Genomic DNA, 18,910 nt, shown 5'->3' with positions numbered 1-18,910 from the left:
AATGTGGGAGAGATATATGGACAAGCCGCTGAAGGGCGTTCGCGTGATCGAAATGGCAGGGATCGGCCCCGGCCCCTTCGCCGGCATGTGGCTGGCTGATCAGGGGGCTGAGGTGATCCGTGTCGAGCGACCGGGCGGTTCGCCGGGGGCGGAACGCGATGTCCTGTTGCGCGGTCGCCGTGTCGTTCAGGTAAACCTGAAAGCACCCGAAGGTGTGGCGCTAGTGAAGCAACTGGTGGCCAGCGCTGACGCGATCCTTGAAGGCTTTCGCCCCGGCGTGATGGAACGGCTGGGCCTTGGGGCCGATGCGCTGCTCGCGGTGAACGACAAGCTTGTTTACGGCCGCATGACCGGCTGGGGCCAGTCCGGCCCGTGGGCGCCCACTGCAGGGCACGATATGAATTATATCGCGCTCACCGGGGCCCTCCATGCCATCGGGCGCGCAGGGGAACGGCCGGTGCCGCCCCTCAACCTCGTTGGGGATTTCGGCGGCGGTGCCATGTTCCTTGTGGCCGGCATGCTGGCCGCACTTCTCGCCGTCAAGAACGGCGCCAAGGGCCGGGTGGTGGATGCCGCGATGGTGGATGGTGCCGCCCTCCTGATGGCCATGATGTACAGCTTCAAGGGCATGGGCCTGTGGCGCGACGCGGCGGGCTACAATCTCCTTGATGGCGGTGCGCACTTCTATGACACCTACGAATGCGCCGACGGAAAATGGCTCTCGGTTGCGCCCATCGAGCCGCAGTTTTATGCCGAGTTCCGCCGCCTGACCGGGCTTGATGCCGATCCGGTCCTTGATGCCCAGATGGATGCCAAGGGCTGGCCAGCGCTCAAGGAACGGGTAGGGGCTGCCTTGAAAACCCGGACACGCGACGAATGGATGGCGGTTTTCGAAGGCACCGACGCCTGCGTGGCGCCCGTCCTTTCGATGACCGAAGCCCCGGCCCATCCGCATATGGCCGCGCGCGGCGTGTTCGCGGAAAATGGCGGCGTGATGCAGCCGAGACCGGCGCCGCGTTATAGTGACGGCGCGCCCGAAACCCCGCCGATGATGGCACGCGGGCAGAATGACACGCGTGCGGTGCTCGAAAGCCTCGGGATTGATGGCGCGCGTATCGACGCGCTTGCCGCCGCCAAGGCCGTGGCCCTGTGACAGGACGGGCCGGCATACCGCGCTGGATGACGGCGGAGCGGCTGACGGCCTATCCCGCCATGCTGATCGCCTTCTATGTGGTGGCGCTTGCCGCGTGGATATTGCTTGCGGACGGGATCATCGACCGCAACGGCAAGCCCCTTGGCACCGATTTCATCAGCTTCCACGCCGCAGCCACGCTGGCCGTGGACGGCACGCCGGAGCTTGCCTACGAGGCCAAGGCGCATCATGCGCGCGAAACGGCCATCGCCGGCGAGGACGTGGGCTATTACAGCTTCAGCTACCCGCCGGGCTTCCTGATGTTGCTGGCACCGTTCGGGCTGCTGCCCTATCCGCTGGCGCTTCTGCTGTGGCTGGGATTGACACTTGCGGCCCTCCTGTATGTCGTCCGGCAAATGACACCCGACAAGGCGGCGATTCTGCTGCTTCTCGCTTTTCCCGCTACCTTCGTCACCTTCGGGCACGGGCAAAATGCCTTCCTGACGGCCGCACTGATGGGGGCCGCCCTTGTCACACTCGACAAGCGGCCATGGCTCGCGGGCATCTTCATCGGGCTTCTGACCATCAAGCCGCATCTGGGCCTTCTGTGGCCGCTTGCGCTGCTCGCCGGGGGGCATTGGCGGACGATCATGGCGGCAGGTGTCACCACGATTGCTCTGCAAGGGGCAAGCTGGCTTGCCTTCGGGACCGCCACATGGATCGGCTTTCTGGAAGGGGGCACGCTCGCCACCCGGGTGCTTGCCGAAGGACTTGTGCCCTGGTCAAAGATGCAAAGCCTTTATACCGGCCTGCGCCTTGTCGGGGTACCGCACATGGCGGCGATGGTGGCGCATGGTATCGCGGCGGTCATCGCAGCTTTTGCTGTCTGGCAGATCTGGCGGCGGGGTGCGCCACTCGGTGTGCGCGCTGCAGCACTTGTGACAGGTGCCCTGATCGTCACGCCCTTTGTGCTGGATTATGACCTGATGATCCTTGCGCCCGGGCTTCTGCTGTTCGCGTTGCATGGCCGCGAGCATGGCTTCCAACGAAGAGAGGCGACGATGGTTGCCGTCCTTTTCGTGTGGCCGCTGGTGGCGCGCGGGGTTGCAGGGGCGACGCATCTGGGCCTCACGCCGCTGCTACTCCTCGGTTTTCTCGCCCTTTTGTGGCTGCAAGCCCAAAATAAGAAATAAAGTTTCAAAAAAAACTGATGCACCGCAACAAAAGACGCGCTAGTGTCCGACCTCCGCCGCGACCGGCCCGCGGCATTATAAAAATACTATAAAGGTCGCCGGGGCCCCGAAAATCGTCATCGCCGTGCAACAGTTGGGAATGAGAGCCAATGACCGACCGAACCTTGTCTGCCGTCCTGATGCCGGTCGCCCCCGAAGCCAGGGATGATCGCAACACCTTTCTGGCGCCCGCCCGCGCGCTTGCTGCCCGCATGATTGACGGCAAAACCGGCATCGCCGATGTGCATGCCGAACTGCGCGGCCTTGGCCGCCAGCTTCTGAAAGACCGGCTGGACCGCCTGAAAGGCCAGTGGACCGCCAACGGCCGCAGCGCCAACGAGAAGCGCGTCAAGGATCTGATCCGCGGCCTTGCGCATGATGCTGACGGCAAACTGCTGCCCTATGATGCCTTCCAGAGCCTCCTTGAGCGCGAGCTTGGTGGCTTTGTCATCACCGCGCACCCGACCTTCAACCTGTCGGCCGAGGCCGCCCGCGCGGCTGTGCGCTACCTGAAAGGCGAGGCCGACGATATCCCGCGGCTTGATCGCTACCGTTCGCAGCGCAGTCCTTCCCTTGACGAGGAACTGGCTGCGTCCGAGCGCGCCAGTCTTTCTATCCGCCGGGCGATCCGCCGGGTCAACCGGCTGGCGCTTGGTGTGGCGGCAGAGCTTTATCCCGGTGACGCCCGCCTCTTGGCGCCATCCTTCGTCTCGGTTGCCAGCTGGGTCGGGTTCGACCTTGATGGCCGCACCGATATCGGCTGGTCGACGAGCCTGAAATTCCGCTGCCGCTCGGCAGTTGCCGGGATTGATGAACTGACCACCTATTTCGGCAGCGTCGAACAGGAAATCGGCGCCGGCGCTGAAAAGCCGGTGGCGGCTGCCATCGCGGCGGTCAAGAAAGGCCTGGGCGACTTCCGGGGCTGTTTCGCAGACGGGATCGAAAAGCTTGAAACCCTGAAGGACGACATGCCGGCGCTCAACCGCGCTGCGCTCGGCCGCCGGGCTATCAAGGAAGCGGCGCTTTCGTCGATCAATGCAGCACTTGAGGTGCTGGTGGCGGCGGACCTGCCGGCCAAGGCACATCTCGAGATCGCAACCTTCCGGGCTGAATGGCGCCATGTGGGCCTTGGCCTCACGCATATCCATTTCCGCCTGAATGCCGAACAGCTGCACAACGCCATCCGCAGCGAAATCGGGCTCGACCGTGCGCCGGACCGCAGTGGTACGCGGCGCCATTATCTTTCGGCGATCGCCGGGCTTCTTGAATCCATCGAGCCCGCCAATGTTCATTACGGAACCGTAGCGGCCGAGCAAACGACAGCCAAACGCCTGTTCATGCTGGCCGCCCAGTTCAAGAAACATTTCGATGGCCGCACCCCGATCCGCCTGCTGATCGCGGAATCGGACACACCCTTCACGCTCCTGACTGCGCTTTATTATGCGCGCCGCTACGGCGTGGAAGATCATGTGGAAATCTCGCCGCTGTTTGAAACCGCCATCGGCCTGCAGCGCGGCGACCGGGTGATTGCCGAAGTGCTCGATAACCCGCACTTCGTGGACTATATCCGCGCGCAAGGGCGCTTCTGCGTGCAGCTCGGATTCTCCGATTCGGGCCGATTCATCGGGCAGCCGGCGGCGTGCCTTGCCATCGAGCGTTTCAAGCTGCGCCTTGTGCGCCTGTGGAAACGCCGGGGCCTCGGCGACGTGCAGCTACTGTTCTTCGATACTCACGGCGAATCCATCGGCCGGGGCGCGCACCCGGCGTCGCTGAAGGACCGGTTCCTTTATACTCAGCCGCCGCGCGTGCGGGAGTTCCTTGAAGATCTTGATGTACCGCACAAGCACGAAGTCAGCTTCCAGGGGGGGGACGGTTATCTGTGGTTCGTGGATGAAGACACCGCCTTCAACACGCTCACCGATTTCCTTGATGTGCGCCTGTCCCCTGTGAAAGCCGAGGGAGATCCCTTCTATGATGACAGCGGCTGGGCGCTCGATTTCTTCCTGACGCTGAAGGAATATCAGGATCATCTGGTGGAGCATCCGGGCTATGTCCGCCTGTTGGACCAGATGGGGCCGAACCTCCTGTTCCCTACGGGCTCGCGCGCTACAAAACGGCAGGCCGCCGAGGGGCAGGTGCCCCGACTCGAATCGGTTTCGCAGATTCGCGCGATTCCGCACAATGCCATGCTGCAACAGCTTGGCTATATGGTGAACAGCGTGGCGGGCTTCGGTATCGCCGTATCGCGGTCGGCCAGCCGTTTTGCGGAACTGCATGAGAAATCGGACCGGCTGCAGCGCGTAACAGCGCTCGTGGTAGCGGCCCTTGACCGCTCCAACGTGCATGCGCTCGATGCTTACCTGTCGCTTTATGATCCGGGCTACTGGCTCGATGTCGCAGACGGTGAGGCGGGCGAGCATGGCGGCGAGCGTCGACTGTCCCGGGCGCTTGAAGGCATGGGCGGCGGCCCCCACATCGGGGCGCTGATCCGCCGGTTGCGCCGCGACGAGGGCGAACTGCGCGATGCCCTGCCGATGTTCGAAGGGCATTCGGCGAACCCGCAAACCACGATGGCGCAGCTTCACATGCTGCGGCTTGCGCTGATGCATTTCGTGTTCCTGAAAGCGATGGAAGTGCCGCGCTTCTCGACGCGGCTCAATGTCTCGCTCGACGAACTGGTCGAACGCCTGCTGCATATGGATGTGCCGGCCACGATCCAGATGCTGAAGGATATCTTCCCTGCCACCACGAACGGCGACAGCGATGCCGATTTCGGCGAGCCCTCGACCGACAGCAGCGAACGCGCGGGCTACAAGAAGGAACGCGCGACGATCTTCGAGCCCATGCGCGAGGCCTACGAGCTGATGCTCGATATCACCGGCCTTATCGGCCTCGAGATCGGCGCCATCGGCTGACCCTTAAAAGACTGACGCCGGGGATTGCCCGGCGTCAGTGTCTTGATCTCAGTGATTGCAGTTCGGCCCGTGCACATGGCCATGATCGTGGTCATGGTCGTGATCATGGTCATGGTCATGCCCGCAGCCGGGGCCGTGCACATGGGAACCGCGCGCCAGACGCTTCATATATTTCTGCATGCGGGTGATCAGCAAGTTGCGCTTCACCGGCTTCAGGAGGTCAAGGTAGGACTTGCCTTCCAGATAATCCATCTCGTGCTGGATCACGGTTGCAAGGAAGCCGTCAGTTTCTTCCACGACCATTTCACCATCGAGGTTCGTGTAGGCGATCTTGATGGCCTTGGGGCGCGCGATGGGGGCTTCGATGCCGGGATAGGAAAGCGAGGCTTCCACCACTTCCTGAAGCTCGTCCGAGGCCCAGACGACTTCGGGGTTGATGTAGGTTTTGGGTGCTTTCACGCCGTCGTCCTGCAGGTCGATCACGAAGATGCGCTCCGAGCGGCCAACCATGGGGCCGGCAAGGCCGAGGCCGCGGGCGTCATACATGGTCTCCAGCATGTCGGCGGCAAGCGCCTTCACGGCGTCATCCACCACCTGAATGGTGGCCGCAGGCTTTTTCAGGACCGGGTTCGGGTAGAAGGCAAGTTCAAGAAGTGCCATGGGGGAAACTCCGTATGCGATGCGCGTGGGCGCAGGCGTGTTCGAATTTCCCCCTCCTGTACGCGCAATGGCGGGCGCGTGCAATGGCTATAAGCGTCAGTCGCGGTAGTTCAGGGCCGGCGGACGGTCCCCGAGGAGGGCTTCATATTTGAAGTCCTCGCCGCGTTGTTTTTCAAACTCGGCCTTCGCCTTCTCGCGAAGTTCCGGGTTGGTGTAAAGTTCAGCCGCGACCTTGGCGAGTGTGCGGGCGGCAACCGTGGCACCCTTGTAGCCGATCGACATGCCGCTTGCGGCAATCGCCTGCCACGAGTGCGCCGGCGTGCCCGGAACCCAGGTTGCGGTGCGGATGCCAACGGTCGGCACGGCCATCGAAACGTCACCAACGTCCGTCGATCCGCTCGACCGGGTGGTGCCGTAGGGCAGCACGTCGCGGGCGCTGTCGATGGTGATGTCGGCGCCTTTCAGCGTCGCATAAAGGGTTTTGGCGAAGGCCTGTTCCTCGGCATCGTAGGTGACACCGCCAACTTCACGCATCTTCTCGTCAGCGACTTGCGCCAGCGTATCGTTGATCAGAAGGGCATGGGTGCCGCCAACGATTTCATAGTCAACGGTGGTGCCGGTGCCCATGGCCGCGCCGTTTGCAGCCGACACAACGCGGTCAAAGATATCTTTCACCACCTCGGCATCCGGGTTGCGGACATAATAATAAACCTCGGCAAAGTCCGGGACCACGTTCGGGGCCGAGCCGCCACGGGTGATCACATAATGGATGCGGCTTTCCTCGGGCACATGCTCGCGCATCATATTGACCATCATGTTCATGGCTTCGATGCCATCAAGCGCCGAACGGCCTTTTTCCGGGGCAGCTGCAGCGTGGGCAGACAGGCCGTGGAAGCGGAACTTGGCCGACTTGTTGGCGAGGTTCGAACTTGCCGAGGTCATGTTGCGGTCGCCAGCGTGCCAGTGCAGCACGAAATCGACATCGTTAAAGAGGCCGGCGCGCACCATATAAACCTTGCCGGAGCCACCTTCTTCAGCCGGGGTGCCGTAAAGGCGGATGGTGCCGGGCGTGCCCGTTGCCTTCAGCCATTTGGCAACCGAGATCGCAGCTTCCACCGAACCCGCACCAAAGAGGTTATGCCCGCAAGCATGGCCCGCTTTCTTTTCTTCCAGAATGTGGCGCTCGGGGCTCGCATCCTGGCTGATGCCGGGCAGGGCGTCGAATTCGGCGAGGATGGCGATCACCGGGCCGCCGGAGCCATAGGTGGCTTCAAAGGCGGTCGGGATATCGGCCACACCGGCCTCGACCTTGAAACCGGCCTTTTTCAGCGTGTCCTGCAGCAGTTTGCTGCTTTTGGTTTCCTTGTAGCCTACCTCGGCATAGTCCCAGATCGAGCGCGACATCTTGGCGATATGGTCATAGCTGACGGCACCATCGGGTGTGGCATCTGCGGCCATGCAAGGTGCGGTGAAAACGCTGGCGGCGAGCGCCCATGCGGTCAGTTTTCTCATTCGGTTTGTCCCCCATTGGATCGGTTTTTGGATTGCGCCATCCACAGGAACAGGCGGCGGACCGGGAAGATCCACAGGATGCCTGCGATGGCATAGTAGATAAACTGGATGGCGACATGCCAGTCGTTGATCAGGTCGCCGATGGCGGCGGCGCCAAACGCATAAAGCATCAGGCCGAAGATCAGGATAAGCACGCCGATAGCGTTACGGCTGCTGGGGCGGGATGGTTCCATCAGGCTGCCTCATTCTCGAAACCGGCAGGCAGGGCGAGACCCCGGCGCCGGGCGGCGAGTGCAATCACGCGCCGCGTTTCAGTCCATTTCAGCCGCCGGAAAGCTTCGTCGAGCGGCAGGAAGGCCGCTTCGACGGCATCGTCGCCGGCGGTTGGTTCGCCCGCCAGTACCTCGGCCATATAGTCGACAAGGGTATAGTGGAAGCGTGGCCTGCCGCCGTCGCCGGGTTCGATGAAATCGACAACGTCAATCAGCTCGCCAACCGCGACATCAAGGCCGGTTTCTTCCTGCACTTCGCGGGCGGCTGTTGCGCGGGTGCCTTCGCCCAGCTGCTGGCGGCCGCCTGGAATGCTCCAGTCGCCTTCCTTCGGCGGTTTGCCGCGCCGGATTAGCAGGACTTCGCTGCCGCGGAAGGCCACAACGCCCACCGCAACCACCGGCCGGTCGGGATTTTCCCGTGCATCTGTCAAAGCTTGTCTTCCCCTCGTCTCAGGTCGGGCCCTATACTGGTTCGCGATTGATAAGGAGGCAAGGCTGATGTGCGGCCGTTATCTGATGACATCGCCGCTTGACGCCATGCGCGCCGTTTTCAAGGTGAAGGCGGACGCCAATTTCCCTGCGCGCTACAATATCGCCCCGAAGCAGCCTGTGCTGGTGGTGCGGCATGACGACGCGGGAATTCCCGAGCTCGTGGCCGTCGAATGGGGCTTTGTGCCGGAATGGATCAAGGACCCGGCGAAGGAGCCGGTGATCAATGCCCGGATCGAAACGGTTGAAGCCAAGCCCTATTTCCGTGCCTCCATCAAGCGCAAGCGCTGCCTTGTACCAATGAACGGCTGGTATGAATGGAAAACCGAGGGCGGGCGCAAGCAGCCCTATCTGATCAGCCCATCCGACGGCAGCCTGATGGCGTTTGCGGGCGTCTGGTCTACATGGCATGGCCCCGGGGGCGAACACTGGCTGGAGACAATGGCAATCCTGACAGCACCCGCAACCGGCCCCTTGTCCAGCGTGCATCACCGCCGCCCGATGGTGGTGGCAAATGCCGACCATGATGCATGGCTGACGACCCATGATCCGCTGCCACGCCGTTTTCTGGAAGACTTTCCCTTTGTGGGCGAGCGGGCGTTCGATGCGCGGCCGGTTTCCACCCGTGTTGGCAATGTCCGCTTCGATGGCCCTGAATGCCTTGACCCGCCCGAGCATGAACGCCAGACGAGCCTTTTCTAGGTGACATATGATGAACCTGAACGACCCCGCTTCCCCGATCCATATCCGCGCTGATGGGCCGATTGGCTGGTTGATGATCAACCGGCCGGACAAACGCAACGCCATGACGCAGGCGATGTGGGAAGCCGTGCCGAAGGCCGCGGCGGCACTTGATGCGGACCCCGATGTCCGCGCGATTGTGGTGGCCAGCACGTGTGAGATGGCGTTTGCATCGGGCGCTGATCTTGCCGAACTCAAGGATATTGCCGAGCATCCCGAACGGCGCGAGGCCAACCGGCAGGCAATCCGCAATGCGCAGCGGAGCCTTGCCCGTACGAGCAAGCCTACCATCGCCATGGTGCGGGGGGCGGCGATGGGCGGCGGCTGCGGGCTTGCCATCCACTGCGATTTCCGCTTTGCCGGGATGGGGGCGCGTTTTGGCATTCCACCCGCAAAGCTCGGCCTTGTCTATCCGCTGAATGACACGCGGGAACTCGTCAATCTTGTCGGTTTTTCAGCGGCGCGCCGCATGCTGATGACCGCCGAGGTGATCGATGCGCGCACCGCACTTGCCATCGGGCTTGTCGATAGCGTGCAGGATGATGAGGAGCTGGAAGGTGCCGTGCTCGCGTTCGCCGGCCGGATCGCGGCCAACGCAGCGTCGTCGGTGCGGGGTATCAAGAAGACGCTGCGGCTGATCGCAGACGGGCAGGTGGATGACGACGCTGTCACCGCCACCATGTTTCTGGACGCGCACGATAGCGCCGATGCCGCCGAAGGGATTGGCGCCTTCCTCGAAAAGCGCCAACCCGATTTCAAATGGAACGGCTGAGGCTCAGCCGCCGACGCGTTTCAGAAGATCGTACCAATATGCGTTCGACTTGATGAAGGACTGCACCGGCACACGCTCATCCAGCCCATGGGAGCGGTCGTCATCAGGCCCGAGGAACAGGCCGGACACGCCGTAGGTCGGGATACCGGCCAGGCGGGACCATTTGCCGTCGGTCGCATAAGGCGCCATGTAGGGTGTGATCTTCACCCCCGGATATTGGGTATGCAGCGACGCCGTAATCATACCCATCACATCGTCGCGCAGCGGCGAGACGGGGCTTGGCGCGGGCTTGTCGAGGACCGTCACTTCGATGGTGCCATTGTCGATAGCCTTTTCGATGCGGCCCTTCACTTCAGCGACCGTTTCGCCGGGAAAGACCCGGCAATTGACAGTGCCGACCGCTGATTGCGGTAGCGCGTTTTCGGCGTGGCCGCCCTTCAACAGCGTCGGGATACAGGTGGTGCGGGTGATGCCGACATAGGACGGGTATTTCCAGATCACGTCGGCGGCCTTCCTGTCGCTCGGGTCGCTGGCGAAGGCAGCAAGTGCCTTGCCCAGTTCACCGCTTTCGCGGGTGGCCATTTCCTTCATGAAGGCGACGGTCGTGTCGTTATGCTTCAGCGGGAAGCGGTAGGCCTTCAGTTTCATGATCGCGGCGGCGAGATCGTAGATCGCATTGTCGTCGCGCGGCTGCGAGCTGTGGCCGCCCGGATTGCGGGCGGTGAGCGAGAAGCTCATGTAGGTTTTTTCGCCGGTCTGGACGCCGGCGCCGAGTGGGTTGCCAGCAGCATCCATCGTGCCGCCGCCGCCATCCGTGTTGAGGGCAAACTCGGCGTTCGTGAGGTCGAGATGTTTTGTATATAGCGCCTCGGTCGTCGCCATATGGGTTTCCTCGTCGCCCGAGAAGGCGATGATCAGCGTGCGGTCGGGCGTATAGCCCTCTGCCTTCAGGCGCAGGAAATTGTGGGTAAGGACAGTGACGCCTTCCTTGTTGTCCATCGTGCCACGGCCATAGAAATAGCCGTCTTCTTCAATGAGCGTATAGGGATCGCGCTGCCAGTCTTCCGGCAGGGCCTCAACCACATCCATATGCGCCATCAGCACAACCGGCTTCTGCGTGGCGTCGCTGCCTTCATAGCGGACAACAAGGGCTGCCGTATCGTTCGGCATTTCGAGATAATGAACGCTACCCGCCGGGAAGCCGCCCTTCACAAAGCGGTCAGCCAGCATTTTGGCAAGCGGGCGCATGCCGCCCCGGCCTTCGACCGAGCGGAAACCGACCACTTCCTTGTAGAGATCCACCGCCGCCTGTTCGTTCGCATTGCGGTCAGCCGCCAGCGCGAGCGGCGATGTGGCGGCCATCAGCAGTGCGGAAATCAGAATTCGTTTCATTTTTTCACTCCCATCCGTTAGGCGTGACTATAGGCTGTGGCCAACGCGGGGGAAGCGGAAGTTTCAGCAGTTCGAATGTCGAACGTAGGGGGATGGGATGGGGAGTGAAGCGCTGGATAGCGTAGAGGTTGCCGTTGTCGGCACCGGCTTTGGCGGCATCGGCATGGCCGTGCAGCTGCTGGAGGCCGGATACCGGGATATCGCGGTCTTTGAAAAGGCCGACAGGGTGGGCGGCACCTGGCGGGAAAACACCTATCCGGGCTGCGCCTGCGACGTGCCTTCGCACCTTTATTCCTTCTCCTTCGCGCCCAATCCGAACTGGTCCCGCATGTTTTCGGGCTGGCGGGAAATCCGCGACTATATCGAGGATGTGGCCCGCCGCTATGGCGTGATGGACCGCATCTGGTTTGGCCACGAGCTGACCGCCGCCCGTTTCGATGAGGCAACCAGCCTGTGGCATCTGAATTTCAGCAACGGGGCAACCGTGAAGGCGCGCTATGTGGTCGCCGGCCTTGGGCCGCTGCATGAACCCGTGGTGCCCGATCTGCCGGGCCTGAAGGATTTCAAGGGGCCAGCCTTCCACTCGGCCCAGTGGCGCCATGATGTGGACCTTGCGGGCAAACGGATTGCGGTGATCGGCACGGGGGCGAGCGCCATCCAGTTTGTGCCGCAGATCGCGCCGGCGGCAGGGCAGGTTGACCTTTACCAGCGCACACCGCCGTGGGTGATGCCGAAACCGGACCGCGACGTAACGGCCTTCGAGAAATGGATGTTCCGCACGCTGCCCTTCACCCAGCGCCTGTGGCGTTACTGGCAATACTGGACCTATGAGATGCGCGGTATCGGCTTCGTGCGTCGCCCGAGCTTCATGGAACGCGCCCGAAAGATGGGGGTGGAGCATATCGCCGAGCATATCGGTGACCCCGAACTTCGCGCAAAAGTCACGCCCGATTATCTGCCGGGCTGCAAGCGTATCCTGATTGCCAACGACTATTATCCCGCCCTCGCGCGCGACAATGTTTCGCTTGTCACGGAAGGGATCGACCGGATCACGGCGGAGGGAATCATCGGCAAGGACGGCGTGCTGCGGCCTGCTGATGTGATCATCTTCGGTACCGGCTTTGAAGCCGCCGAGCCCTTCCATAGAGGCCTGTTCGCCGGTGTCGGCGGGCGCGATATCAAGGATGTGTGGGCCGAAAAGGGCGGAGCGGAGGCCTACAAGGGCGTCGCTGTTGCAGGCTTCCCGAACCTATTCCTGCTCGCGGGGCCGAACACAGGCCTCGGCAACAATTCGATCGTCTTCATTCTGGAAGCCCAGATTGGCTATATCCTCGATTGTCTGGCGGAGGCTAAGGCCCGCCGGGCAGGACGTATCGAGGTTACCGATACGCGGCAGACCGTCTATAACGCAGAAATCCAGGAAATGATGAAGCGCACCATCTGGATGACCGGCTGCAACAGCTGGTATCTGAATGCGAACGGCAAGAATACGACGATCTGGCCCGGATTCAGCCTGCAATACCATCTCAGGATGAAAGAATTCGAGGCCGCCGACTATCGCTGGTCATAGGCCTTGGGCAGATAGTTACAATTTTAGGAAATTTACACTCTATTAACGCTCGCTCGCAGATACTCGGGAACAGGGTCGAATAGGGTGAGTTTTCGTGGCAGTGCTGAGCCATTTCAGAGAGTTCATCGCCTACTGGCAGGAACTGCGGGGGGACAAGCTGGTGCCGAGTCGCGCCGACTTCCGTCCTGTCCGTGTCCGCCACCTGTTGCCCCGCATGATCATCGTTGAACGTGACGACGCCGACGAGTTTGTCGTGCGGCTTGCCGGCACTGAAATTGTCGATCGGCTTGGCGAAGAAATCACCCATCGCAACTTCTTTAAAAACGGCAGCCATCTTGAGGAAGATATCGATCTTCTGAAAGACCTTTACGCCAGCATGCTCAGTTGGCCCATGGGGCTGACGGGCACCCGTGAATGGGTCACCGAGAGCGAGGCTTATGACAGCCATTTCCTCCACCTTCCCTTCTCGCACAAAGATGGGAAGCCAAACGAGCTGATGGTCCTCCTGCATTTCGATATCCCCTACAACAACGCGCTGACCAATCCGGTTGCCCGGATCGGGGAAGTGCGCGAGCGGATGCTGGTGGACCTCGGGCAGGGCATCGATCCCGCCTACGCATCGATCCCGTCCGTGCAACTTATCCCCGCCTGAAGCTTTTCACATTGCTGCTAGGGGCTGGACGAACCGGCCTTGACCGCTATCATGCGGCAACTTGCCCATGATGAAATTTGTTCCCCGGGGGAAATCCATGTCTTTGCTGCGCGTCCTTTTTGTCCTGCTTCTCCTGCCGTTCTGGTCGGTTGCCGCGATGGCGGCAGACGGCGATACGCCGATCATCGACTATACAAGTCGGTTCCATCCCGTTCTGGCCGAACGTGGCATGGTGGTGTCGCAGGAAGGGCACGCGAGCGAAGCGGGGCTTGAAATCCTGAAGGCGGGCGGAAATGCGGTGGACGCCGCAGTTGCCACCGGGTTTGCGCTTGCAGTCACGCATCCGCAGGCAGGCAATATCGGCGGTGGCGGCTTCATGATGGTTTACCTGAAAAAGGAAAACCGCGTGATTGCCATCGACTACCGCGAAATGGCGCCGGCGAGCGCGCACCGCGACATGTTCCTGAATGCGGCGGGTGACGTCGATACGCAGCTCACCTGGTTCAGCAACAAGGCATCGGGCGTGCCCGGCACCGTGATGGGCATGACCGAGGCGCTCGCCAAATATGGCACCATGCCGCTGAAGAAGGTGATGGCCCCGGCGATCCGGCTGGCGGAAGAAGGCTTCCCGGTGAGCTATGCACTGGCGGATTCAATGGCACGCTACCAGAAACGCCTGACCGCCGATCCGGTGACCGCCCGCTATTTCTTCAAGGCGGATGGCAGCCCCTACCGCGCGGGTGAAATCCTGCGCCAGAAGGATCTGGCAAAAACACTGAAAACCATCGCCGACAAGGGCGCTGCCGGATTCTATGAAGGTGCGGTTGCCGACAAGATGGTTGCCACCATGGAAGCAGGCGGCGGTATTATCACCCATGATGACCTCAAGAATTACAAGGCCATCGAGCGCACGCCGGTGCGCGGCACCTACAAGGGCTATGAGGTGGTTTCCATGCCGCCGCCGTCATCGGGCGGGGTGCACGTCATCCAAATCCTCAATATCCTTGAAGGCTATGACCTGAAGTCGATGGGCCATGGCAGTGCGGCCTATATCCACCGCCTGACCGAGGCTTTCAAATATGCCTATGCGGACCGGTCCAAATATCTTGGCGATCCCGACTTCTTCGATGTGCCGGTAGATGCGCTGACCGACAAGGCCTATGCCGCCGCGATCCGCGCAAAGATCGACCCCGACCACGCGACGCCGTCGAGTGAAATTCTGCCGGCCGAGAGGCTGCCCTATGAAAGCCCGCAGACGACGCATTATTCGACGGCCGACCGCTGGGGCAACATGGTCTCGAACACCTATACGCTGAACTTCAGCTACGGCAATGGTCGCTCGGTCGATGGTGCCGGGTTCCTGCTGAACAACGAGATGGACGACTTCTCCTCCAAGCCCGGCGTGCCGAACGCCTTCGGGCTTCTAGGCGGGGAGGCTAACGCCATCGAGCCCGGCAAGCGGCCGCTGTCCTCGATGACGCCGACGCTGGTGCTCAAGAACGGCGAGCCCTTCATGGCGACGGGCAGCCCCGGCGGTTCCACCATCATCACGGTGACGCTGGAGACCATGCTGAATGTTCTGGAGTTCGACATGAACATGATGGAAGCGACCGCCATGCCGCGCATTCACCACCAATGGTATCCCGACCGCCTGCTGATGGAGCCCGGCCATTCGATCGACACGGCCCGTATCCTCGGCACCATGGGGCATCAGGTGAAGGGCGTGCTGGACGAAACCGAAAGCTGGGACCGCGTTCTCGGCTCAACCCAGTCGATCCTGCGCCGCCCGGACGGCGTGCTGGAGGGGGCGGCCGATCCGCGCCGCCCGGGTTCGCTCGCCGCCGGTTTCTGAGTGTCAGATGCCGGGCGGGTTTCTCAGCCGCTCGGCAAACCACCAGAGATGGCCTTCGGGGTCTAGTACCCCGTAGGCCTTGTCGGACCAGTATTCAGGGCCATAGTCACTGATTGCCGGTTCAGCGAGGATGTTCGCGCCGGCGGCCTTGGCTGTCGCATGATGCGCTTCAATGTCGGGCACATATAGCATCAGGGACTGGGTGCAGCCGCCTGCTTCGCGGGGGCTGAGATATGACGTGCCGAACCGTTCGCCGACAAGTTTGCTGTGGCTTCCGACCATGATGATGGCCTCACCGTAGGTCAGCTCGGCATGCATGATCACACCCGGCGTTTCACCTTCCACCCTGATCTTCAGCTTGAAGTCGAAAGCCTTCATCAGCCAGTCGATCATGATCGGCGCATCCTCATAGAAGATGGATGACGACAGGCGCGGCCAATCCTTCGGTGCAGGTTTCATGTCCGGTCTCCCCCTTGATCGCTGCGGCGCAAGCCTAGCATGGGGCAGATAAAAGAAAAACCGCCGCGTCCGGGCGGGCGCGGCGGTTCATTGTGTTGTTCGGAATGCAGGCTTATTCAGCCTGAACCGGATCCTGGGCTTCGGTTGCCGGTTTGCGACCGATCAGCATGAAGAACAGGGCCTTCAGCTTGCGGCCAATCCAGCGGAAGCCGGCCTTCACGTCTTCCCCGATGATGAGGAGCGCCGGCACGCAGAAGAGCGTGACGAAGAAGGCGATGGCGACACCGAAGACGAGGGCGATCACCACCGGCTTCAGGAACAGGGCCTGGATCGATTCCTCCAGCATCATGGGCGCAAGGCCGATGATGGTGGTCAGCGTCGTCAGCAGGATCGGACGGAAGCGCGAGACAGCGGCTTCCACGATGGCCTGTGCGGGCTTCATGCCACGTTCAACGAGCTTGTTGAAATAGTCCAGCAGCACGAGGTTGTCGTTCACCACCACGCCGGCGGCAGCGGCAATCCCGAAGTAGCTGAAGATCGCCATGGTGGTTCCCGTTGCCATGTGGCCGACGATGGCGCCGACGACGGCAAAGGGAATGGCGATCATGATCACCACCGGCTGGAAATAGCTGCGGAACACCACGGCGAGCAGCATATACATGCCGAAGAGTGCCATAGTGTAGAGGCTCATCACCTCTTCCATGAAGCGCGCTTCACCTTCGGCCTGGCCGACAGCACCGGTTTTGATCCCCGGATAGCGCTTTTGCCAGTCTGGATAGAAGTTCTTCTCTAGGTCTTCCATGATCTGGCCGCGGATATCCTCGGTCAGGTCACCGCTGATGCGGGAGGCACGGCGGCGGTCCCGGCGGTTGATCTGGCTGATGCCGGGCGCAAACTCGAGGTCGGCAATCGCCAGCAGCGGCAGTTCGCGGCCATCCATGGTCCGTACACGGAAATCCTTCAGGCTTTCCATGTTGCGGCGGCTGGTCAGCGGATAGCGGACCATCACCCGCACGTCCTGACCGTCACGCGGCAGGCGCTGGACTTCCTCGCCATAGTAAGCCTGACGTACCTGACGCGAGACATCGGCAAGGGTGAGGCCGAGCTTTTCGGTGCCAGGCTTCAGGTGAACGCGGATTTCCTCGCTCGAGTCCCGGAGGTTATCGCGCAGGTTCACAAGGGCCGAGTAGCGACGCAGGTAGGTCACGAGGTCGGACGTTGCTTCCCGCAGGATATCGAGATCCGGGTGGCTGACCGAGATTTCGAAATCCGGGTCGTTGTTGCCGAGCGTGAACTGCACCGACACGGCTTCAGCGTCCGGAATCTCGCCGATCAGTTCCTGCAGGCGTTCAGCGGCTTGCTTGGCCGACATATCGCGCTTTTCAGGCGGTGCCAGCTTCACGATGGCGATCACGTTGTCGCGGCGAGACCGGGTGTACCAGTTTTCCACGATTTCCTTTTCGCCGCCCGAAGCTTTTTCCACTTCGTCGACAAGTGCCTGTTCAGCTGTTTGCAGCTTGGCAAGGATTTCGAGGGCGCGGCTGTAGGGCGTGCCATCGGGCAGGTCCACATTCACGACCACTTCCTCGGCCTCGATATCGGGCATGAAGCTGGTTTTTACCCAGCCGGTTGCCAGAAGGCCGAAGCCGACCATCACAACGACGACAAAGGCGGAGAAGGTGACATAGCGGTTGCGCACGGCCCAGTCGCCGATCGGGCGATAGAAGGTGTGGGCGCTTGCAATGATGCCATCCGAAATGCGCTTCTGCATCAGGCTGAAGCCTGCCGCATGTTCGCGCGGCTTCAGTTTCGAAAGGTGCGCCGGCAGGATGAACAAGGCCTCAACCAGCGAGAAGGTCAGCGCCAGGATCACCACCCAGGTGATGTGACGGGTAAATTCGCTGGTGCCGCCCGAGAGGAAGATCCACGGCAGGAAGGCGATGATGGTGGTGAGAACCGCACAGATCACCGGCTTGGCAACAAGCTGGGCGCCAAGGACGGCAGCGGTGATGCCGCCACCGGTGCGGTGCGATTCCGTGTGGATGCTCTCGCCCACCACGATCGCATCGTCAACGACGATACCGATCACCAGCAGGAAGGCGAAGGTGGAGAGCATGTTGAGCGAGATGCCGACCGTCGGCAGCAGCACGAAGGCCCCTGCATAGGCGGTGGCGATGCCGACGGTCACCCAGAAGGCCACAATGGGCCGCAGGGTCAGCAGCAACACGATCATCACCAGTGCAAGGCCCTGCATGGCCGAATTGACGATGGTGGTCATGCGGCCGTTGAAGTCTTCGGCAGCATCGGTCCAAAGCGTCATTTTCATGCCGGCAGGCAGGCTGTCGGAGCGGTCTTTGAGCCACTTGTTCACCGATGCAGACGCTTTCACCACGTCCATCGTCTCGGTGGTCATCACTTGCAGCAGAACGGCAGGCTCGCCGTTGAGGGTGGCGAGGATTTCCTCTTCCTCGAACCCGTCGATCACCTTGGCAACGTCGCCAACGCGAATGATACCGCCATCTTCTGTCTGGCGGATAATGATTTTGTCGAAGTCATGCTCGGTGTCCGCCATGTTGCGGGTGCGGAGCGAGTTGGAGCCTGCCTCGGTGCGAACCGAACCGAGCGACAAGTTGATCGAGTTGCCACGCACAGCATCGGCAACCTGGGCAAAGCTCAGGTTGTAGCGGCGCAGGGCTTCCTCGCTGACCTCGATCGACACTTCCTCGCGGCGTGTGCCAAAGAGCTCAACCAGCGAAAGGCCGGGCAGGCCTGCCATTTCACGGCGCAGTTTTTCAGCGGTACGCTTCAGTTCGCGCTCGCTGACGTTGCCATGCAGGGCGACGCGGATGAATTCGTTGCGGTTCACCCACTGGCGTACCTGCACCTGATCCATGTCGCGCGGGAAGGTGGCGATGGAATCAAGCCGCAGCTTCACGTCATTCATGAACTGGGTGAAGTCCACTTTGCTGTCGGCGAGGATATAGATGCCCCCGAAGCCTTCACTGGCCCTGGACTGGACCCATTCGATATTGTCGAGGTCGCTGATCGCTTCCTCGATGCGCATGACAATCTGTTCCTCGACCTCTTGCGGCGCAGCGCCCGGCCAGGAAACTTCGATCTCAAGCCCGGAGAACAGGACCGTGGGGTCCAGTTCCCGTTCCATACGGTTGTAACCAAGGATGCCGGCAATAACGAGGCCGATCATCAGGAGATTGGAGGCTACCGGGTTGCGGGCCCACCATTCGATCAATCCATTCATG

General features: G+C 61.6%; 15 protein-coding genes. 8 read left to right on the top strand and 7 right to left on the bottom strand.

All coding sequences use genetic code 11. The features are described from left to right. Nucleotides 1-16: 16 nt before the first annotated feature. The 3 genes from PH603_RS14235 to PH603_RS14225 all read left to right on the top strand — a co-directional run bounded on the left by PH603_RS14235 (nt 17) and on the right by PH603_RS14225 (nt 5,279). Entirely contained in the window at nt 17-1,153 is a 1,137-nt protein-coding gene (locus tag PH603_RS14235) for a CaiB/BaiF CoA transferase family protein (RefSeq protein WP_289503223.1), read from the top strand. Next, nucleotides 1,150-2,325: a glycosyltransferase family 87 protein gene (locus tag PH603_RS14230; protein ID WP_289503221.1), complete on the top strand. Its 1,176-nt coding sequence runs from the start codon at nt 1,150-1,152 to the stop codon at nt 2,323-2,325. The genes PH603_RS14235 and PH603_RS14230 overlap by 4 nt, the downstream gene beginning before the upstream one ends. A gap of 149 nt (nt 2,326-2,474) precedes the next feature. Continuing rightward, entirely contained in the window at nt 2,475-5,279 is a 2,805-nt protein-coding gene (locus tag PH603_RS14225) for a phosphoenolpyruvate carboxylase (protein ID WP_289503220.1), read from the top strand. A gap of 48 nt (nt 5,280-5,327) precedes the next feature. Here the strand turns inward: PH603_RS14225 and def are convergent, their stop codons facing one another. The 4 genes from def to PH603_RS14205 all read right to left on the bottom strand — a co-directional run bounded on the left by def (nt 5,328) and on the right by PH603_RS14205 (nt 8,154). Further along, nucleotides 5,328-5,939 carry a peptide deformylase gene (gene def, locus PH603_RS14220; protein WP_289503219.1) on the bottom strand — a complete coding sequence of 204 codons (612 nt, stop codon included), beginning with the start codon at nt 5,937-5,939 and terminating at the stop codon, nt 5,328-5,330. A gap of 96 nt (nt 5,940-6,035) precedes the next feature. Next, nucleotides 6,036-7,451, bottom strand: coding sequence for an amidohydrolase (locus tag PH603_RS14215; protein ID WP_289503218.1), 1,416 nt, complete (start codon nt 7,449-7,451; stop codon nt 6,036-6,038). Next, a complete protein-coding gene (locus tag PH603_RS14210) occupies nt 7,448-7,684 on the bottom strand; it encodes a DUF2842 domain-containing protein (protein ID WP_289503217.1) in 237 nt (78 codons plus the stop codon). Before PH603_RS14210 ends, PH603_RS14215 begins: the two co-directional genes overlap by 4 nt. Continuing rightward, complete coding sequence (locus PH603_RS14205; RefSeq protein ID WP_289503216.1) at nt 7,684-8,154, bottom strand: NUDIX hydrolase; 471 nt, start codon at nt 8,152-8,154, stop codon at nt 7,684-7,686. Before PH603_RS14205 ends, PH603_RS14210 begins: the two co-directional genes overlap by 1 nt. Before the next feature lie 67 nt (nt 8,155-8,221). On the opposite strand from PH603_RS14205, the gene PH603_RS14200 reads away from it, so the two are divergent. Next, a complete protein-coding gene (locus PH603_RS14200; RefSeq protein WP_289503215.1) occupies nt 8,222-8,914 on the top strand; it encodes an SOS response-associated peptidase in 693 nt (230 codons plus the stop codon). A 7-nt stretch (nt 8,915-8,921) separates the two neighbouring features. Further along, nucleotides 8,922-9,725 carry an enoyl-CoA hydratase/isomerase family protein gene (locus PH603_RS14195; RefSeq protein ID WP_289503214.1) on the top strand — a complete coding sequence of 268 codons (804 nt, stop codon included), beginning with the start codon at nt 8,922-8,924 and terminating at the stop codon, nt 9,723-9,725. A gap of 3 nt (nt 9,726-9,728) precedes the next feature. Here PH603_RS14195 and PH603_RS14190 read toward each other — a convergent pair whose 3' ends face one another. Beyond that, entirely contained in the window at nt 9,729-11,117 is a 1,389-nt protein-coding gene (locus PH603_RS14190) for a M20/M25/M40 family metallo-hydrolase (protein ID WP_289503213.1), read from the bottom strand. Between the two features lie 97 nt (nt 11,118-11,214). Between PH603_RS14190 and PH603_RS14185 the strand changes: the two genes are divergently transcribed. The 3 genes from PH603_RS14185 (at nt 11,215) to ggt (ending at nt 15,191) form a co-directional block, all read left to right on the top strand. Then, on the top strand, nt 11,215-12,687 hold the full coding sequence (locus tag PH603_RS14185) for a flavin-containing monooxygenase (protein ID WP_289503212.1): 1,473 nt from the start codon (nt 11,215-11,217) through the stop codon (nt 12,685-12,687). Nucleotides 12,688-12,781: 94 nt separating this feature from the next. Continuing rightward, nucleotides 12,782-13,339 (top strand): PAS domain-containing protein, encoded by a 558-nt coding sequence (locus PH603_RS14180; RefSeq protein ID WP_289503211.1) that lies wholly within the window; start codon nt 12,782-12,784, stop codon nt 13,337-13,339. 97 nt (nt 13,340-13,436) lie between these two features. After that, nucleotides 13,437-15,191 (top strand): gamma-glutamyltransferase, encoded by a 1,755-nt coding sequence (gene ggt, locus PH603_RS14175; protein ID WP_289503210.1) that lies wholly within the window; start codon nt 13,437-13,439, stop codon nt 15,189-15,191. 3 nt (nt 15,192-15,194) lie between these two features. Here the strand turns inward: ggt and PH603_RS14170 are convergent, their stop codons facing one another. After that, nucleotides 15,195-15,650 (bottom strand): VOC family protein, encoded by a 456-nt coding sequence (locus tag PH603_RS14170; RefSeq protein WP_289503209.1) that lies wholly within the window; start codon nt 15,648-15,650, stop codon nt 15,195-15,197. 112 nt (nt 15,651-15,762) lie between these two features. Continuing rightward, nucleotides 15,763-18,909 carry an efflux RND transporter permease subunit gene (locus PH603_RS14165; protein WP_289503208.1) on the bottom strand — a complete coding sequence of 1,049 codons (3,147 nt, stop codon included), beginning with the start codon at nt 18,907-18,909 and terminating at the stop codon, nt 15,763-15,765. Nucleotide 18,910: the final 1 nt, after the last annotated feature.

Source organism: Gimibacter soli, from assembly GCF_028463845.1.
Lineage (GTDB): Bacteria > Pseudomonadota > Alphaproteobacteria > Sphingomonadales > Kordiimonadaceae > Gimibacter > Gimibacter soli.
Note: the sequence above shows the minus strand (reverse complement) of the source record. Positions and strands in the feature narration are given on the sequence as shown.

Coding starts and splice junctions, on each gene's coding strand:
- PH603_RS14185 (WP_289503212.1), top strand. CDS start 11,215: ATGGGGAGTGAAGCGCTGGATAGCGTAGAGGTTGCCGTTGTCGGCACC.
- PH603_RS14165 (WP_289503208.1), bottom strand. CDS start 18,909: ATGAATGGATTGATCGAATGGTGGGCCCGCAACCCGGTAGCCTCCAAT.
- ggt (WP_289503210.1), top strand. CDS start 13,437: ATGTCTTTGCTGCGCGTCCTTTTTGTCCTGCTTCTCCTGCCGTTCTGG.
- PH603_RS14210 (WP_289503217.1), bottom strand. CDS start 7,684: ATGGAACCATCCCGCCCCAGCAGCCGTAACGCTATCGGCGTGCTTATC.
- PH603_RS14225 (WP_289503220.1), top strand. CDS start 2,475: ATGACCGACCGAACCTTGTCTGCCGTCCTGATGCCGGTCGCCCCCGAA.
- PH603_RS14190 (WP_289503213.1), bottom strand. CDS start 11,117: ATGAAACGAATTCTGATTTCCGCACTGCTGATGGCCGCCACATCGCCG.
- PH603_RS14235 (WP_289503223.1), top strand. CDS start 17: ATGGACAAGCCGCTGAAGGGCGTTCGCGTGATCGAAATGGCAGGGATC.
- PH603_RS14195 (WP_289503214.1), top strand. CDS start 8,922: ATGATGAACCTGAACGACCCCGCTTCCCCGATCCATATCCGCGCTGAT.
- def (WP_289503219.1), bottom strand. CDS start 5,939: ATGGCACTTCTTGAACTTGCCTTCTACCCGAACCCGGTCCTGAAAAAG.
- PH603_RS14200 (WP_289503215.1), top strand. CDS start 8,222: ATGTGCGGCCGTTATCTGATGACATCGCCGCTTGACGCCATGCGCGCC.
- PH603_RS14170 (WP_289503209.1), bottom strand. CDS start 15,650: ATGAAACCTGCACCGAAGGATTGGCCGCGCCTGTCGTCATCCATCTTC.
- PH603_RS14215 (WP_289503218.1), bottom strand. CDS start 7,451: ATGAGAAAACTGACCGCATGGGCGCTCGCCGCCAGCGTTTTCACCGCA.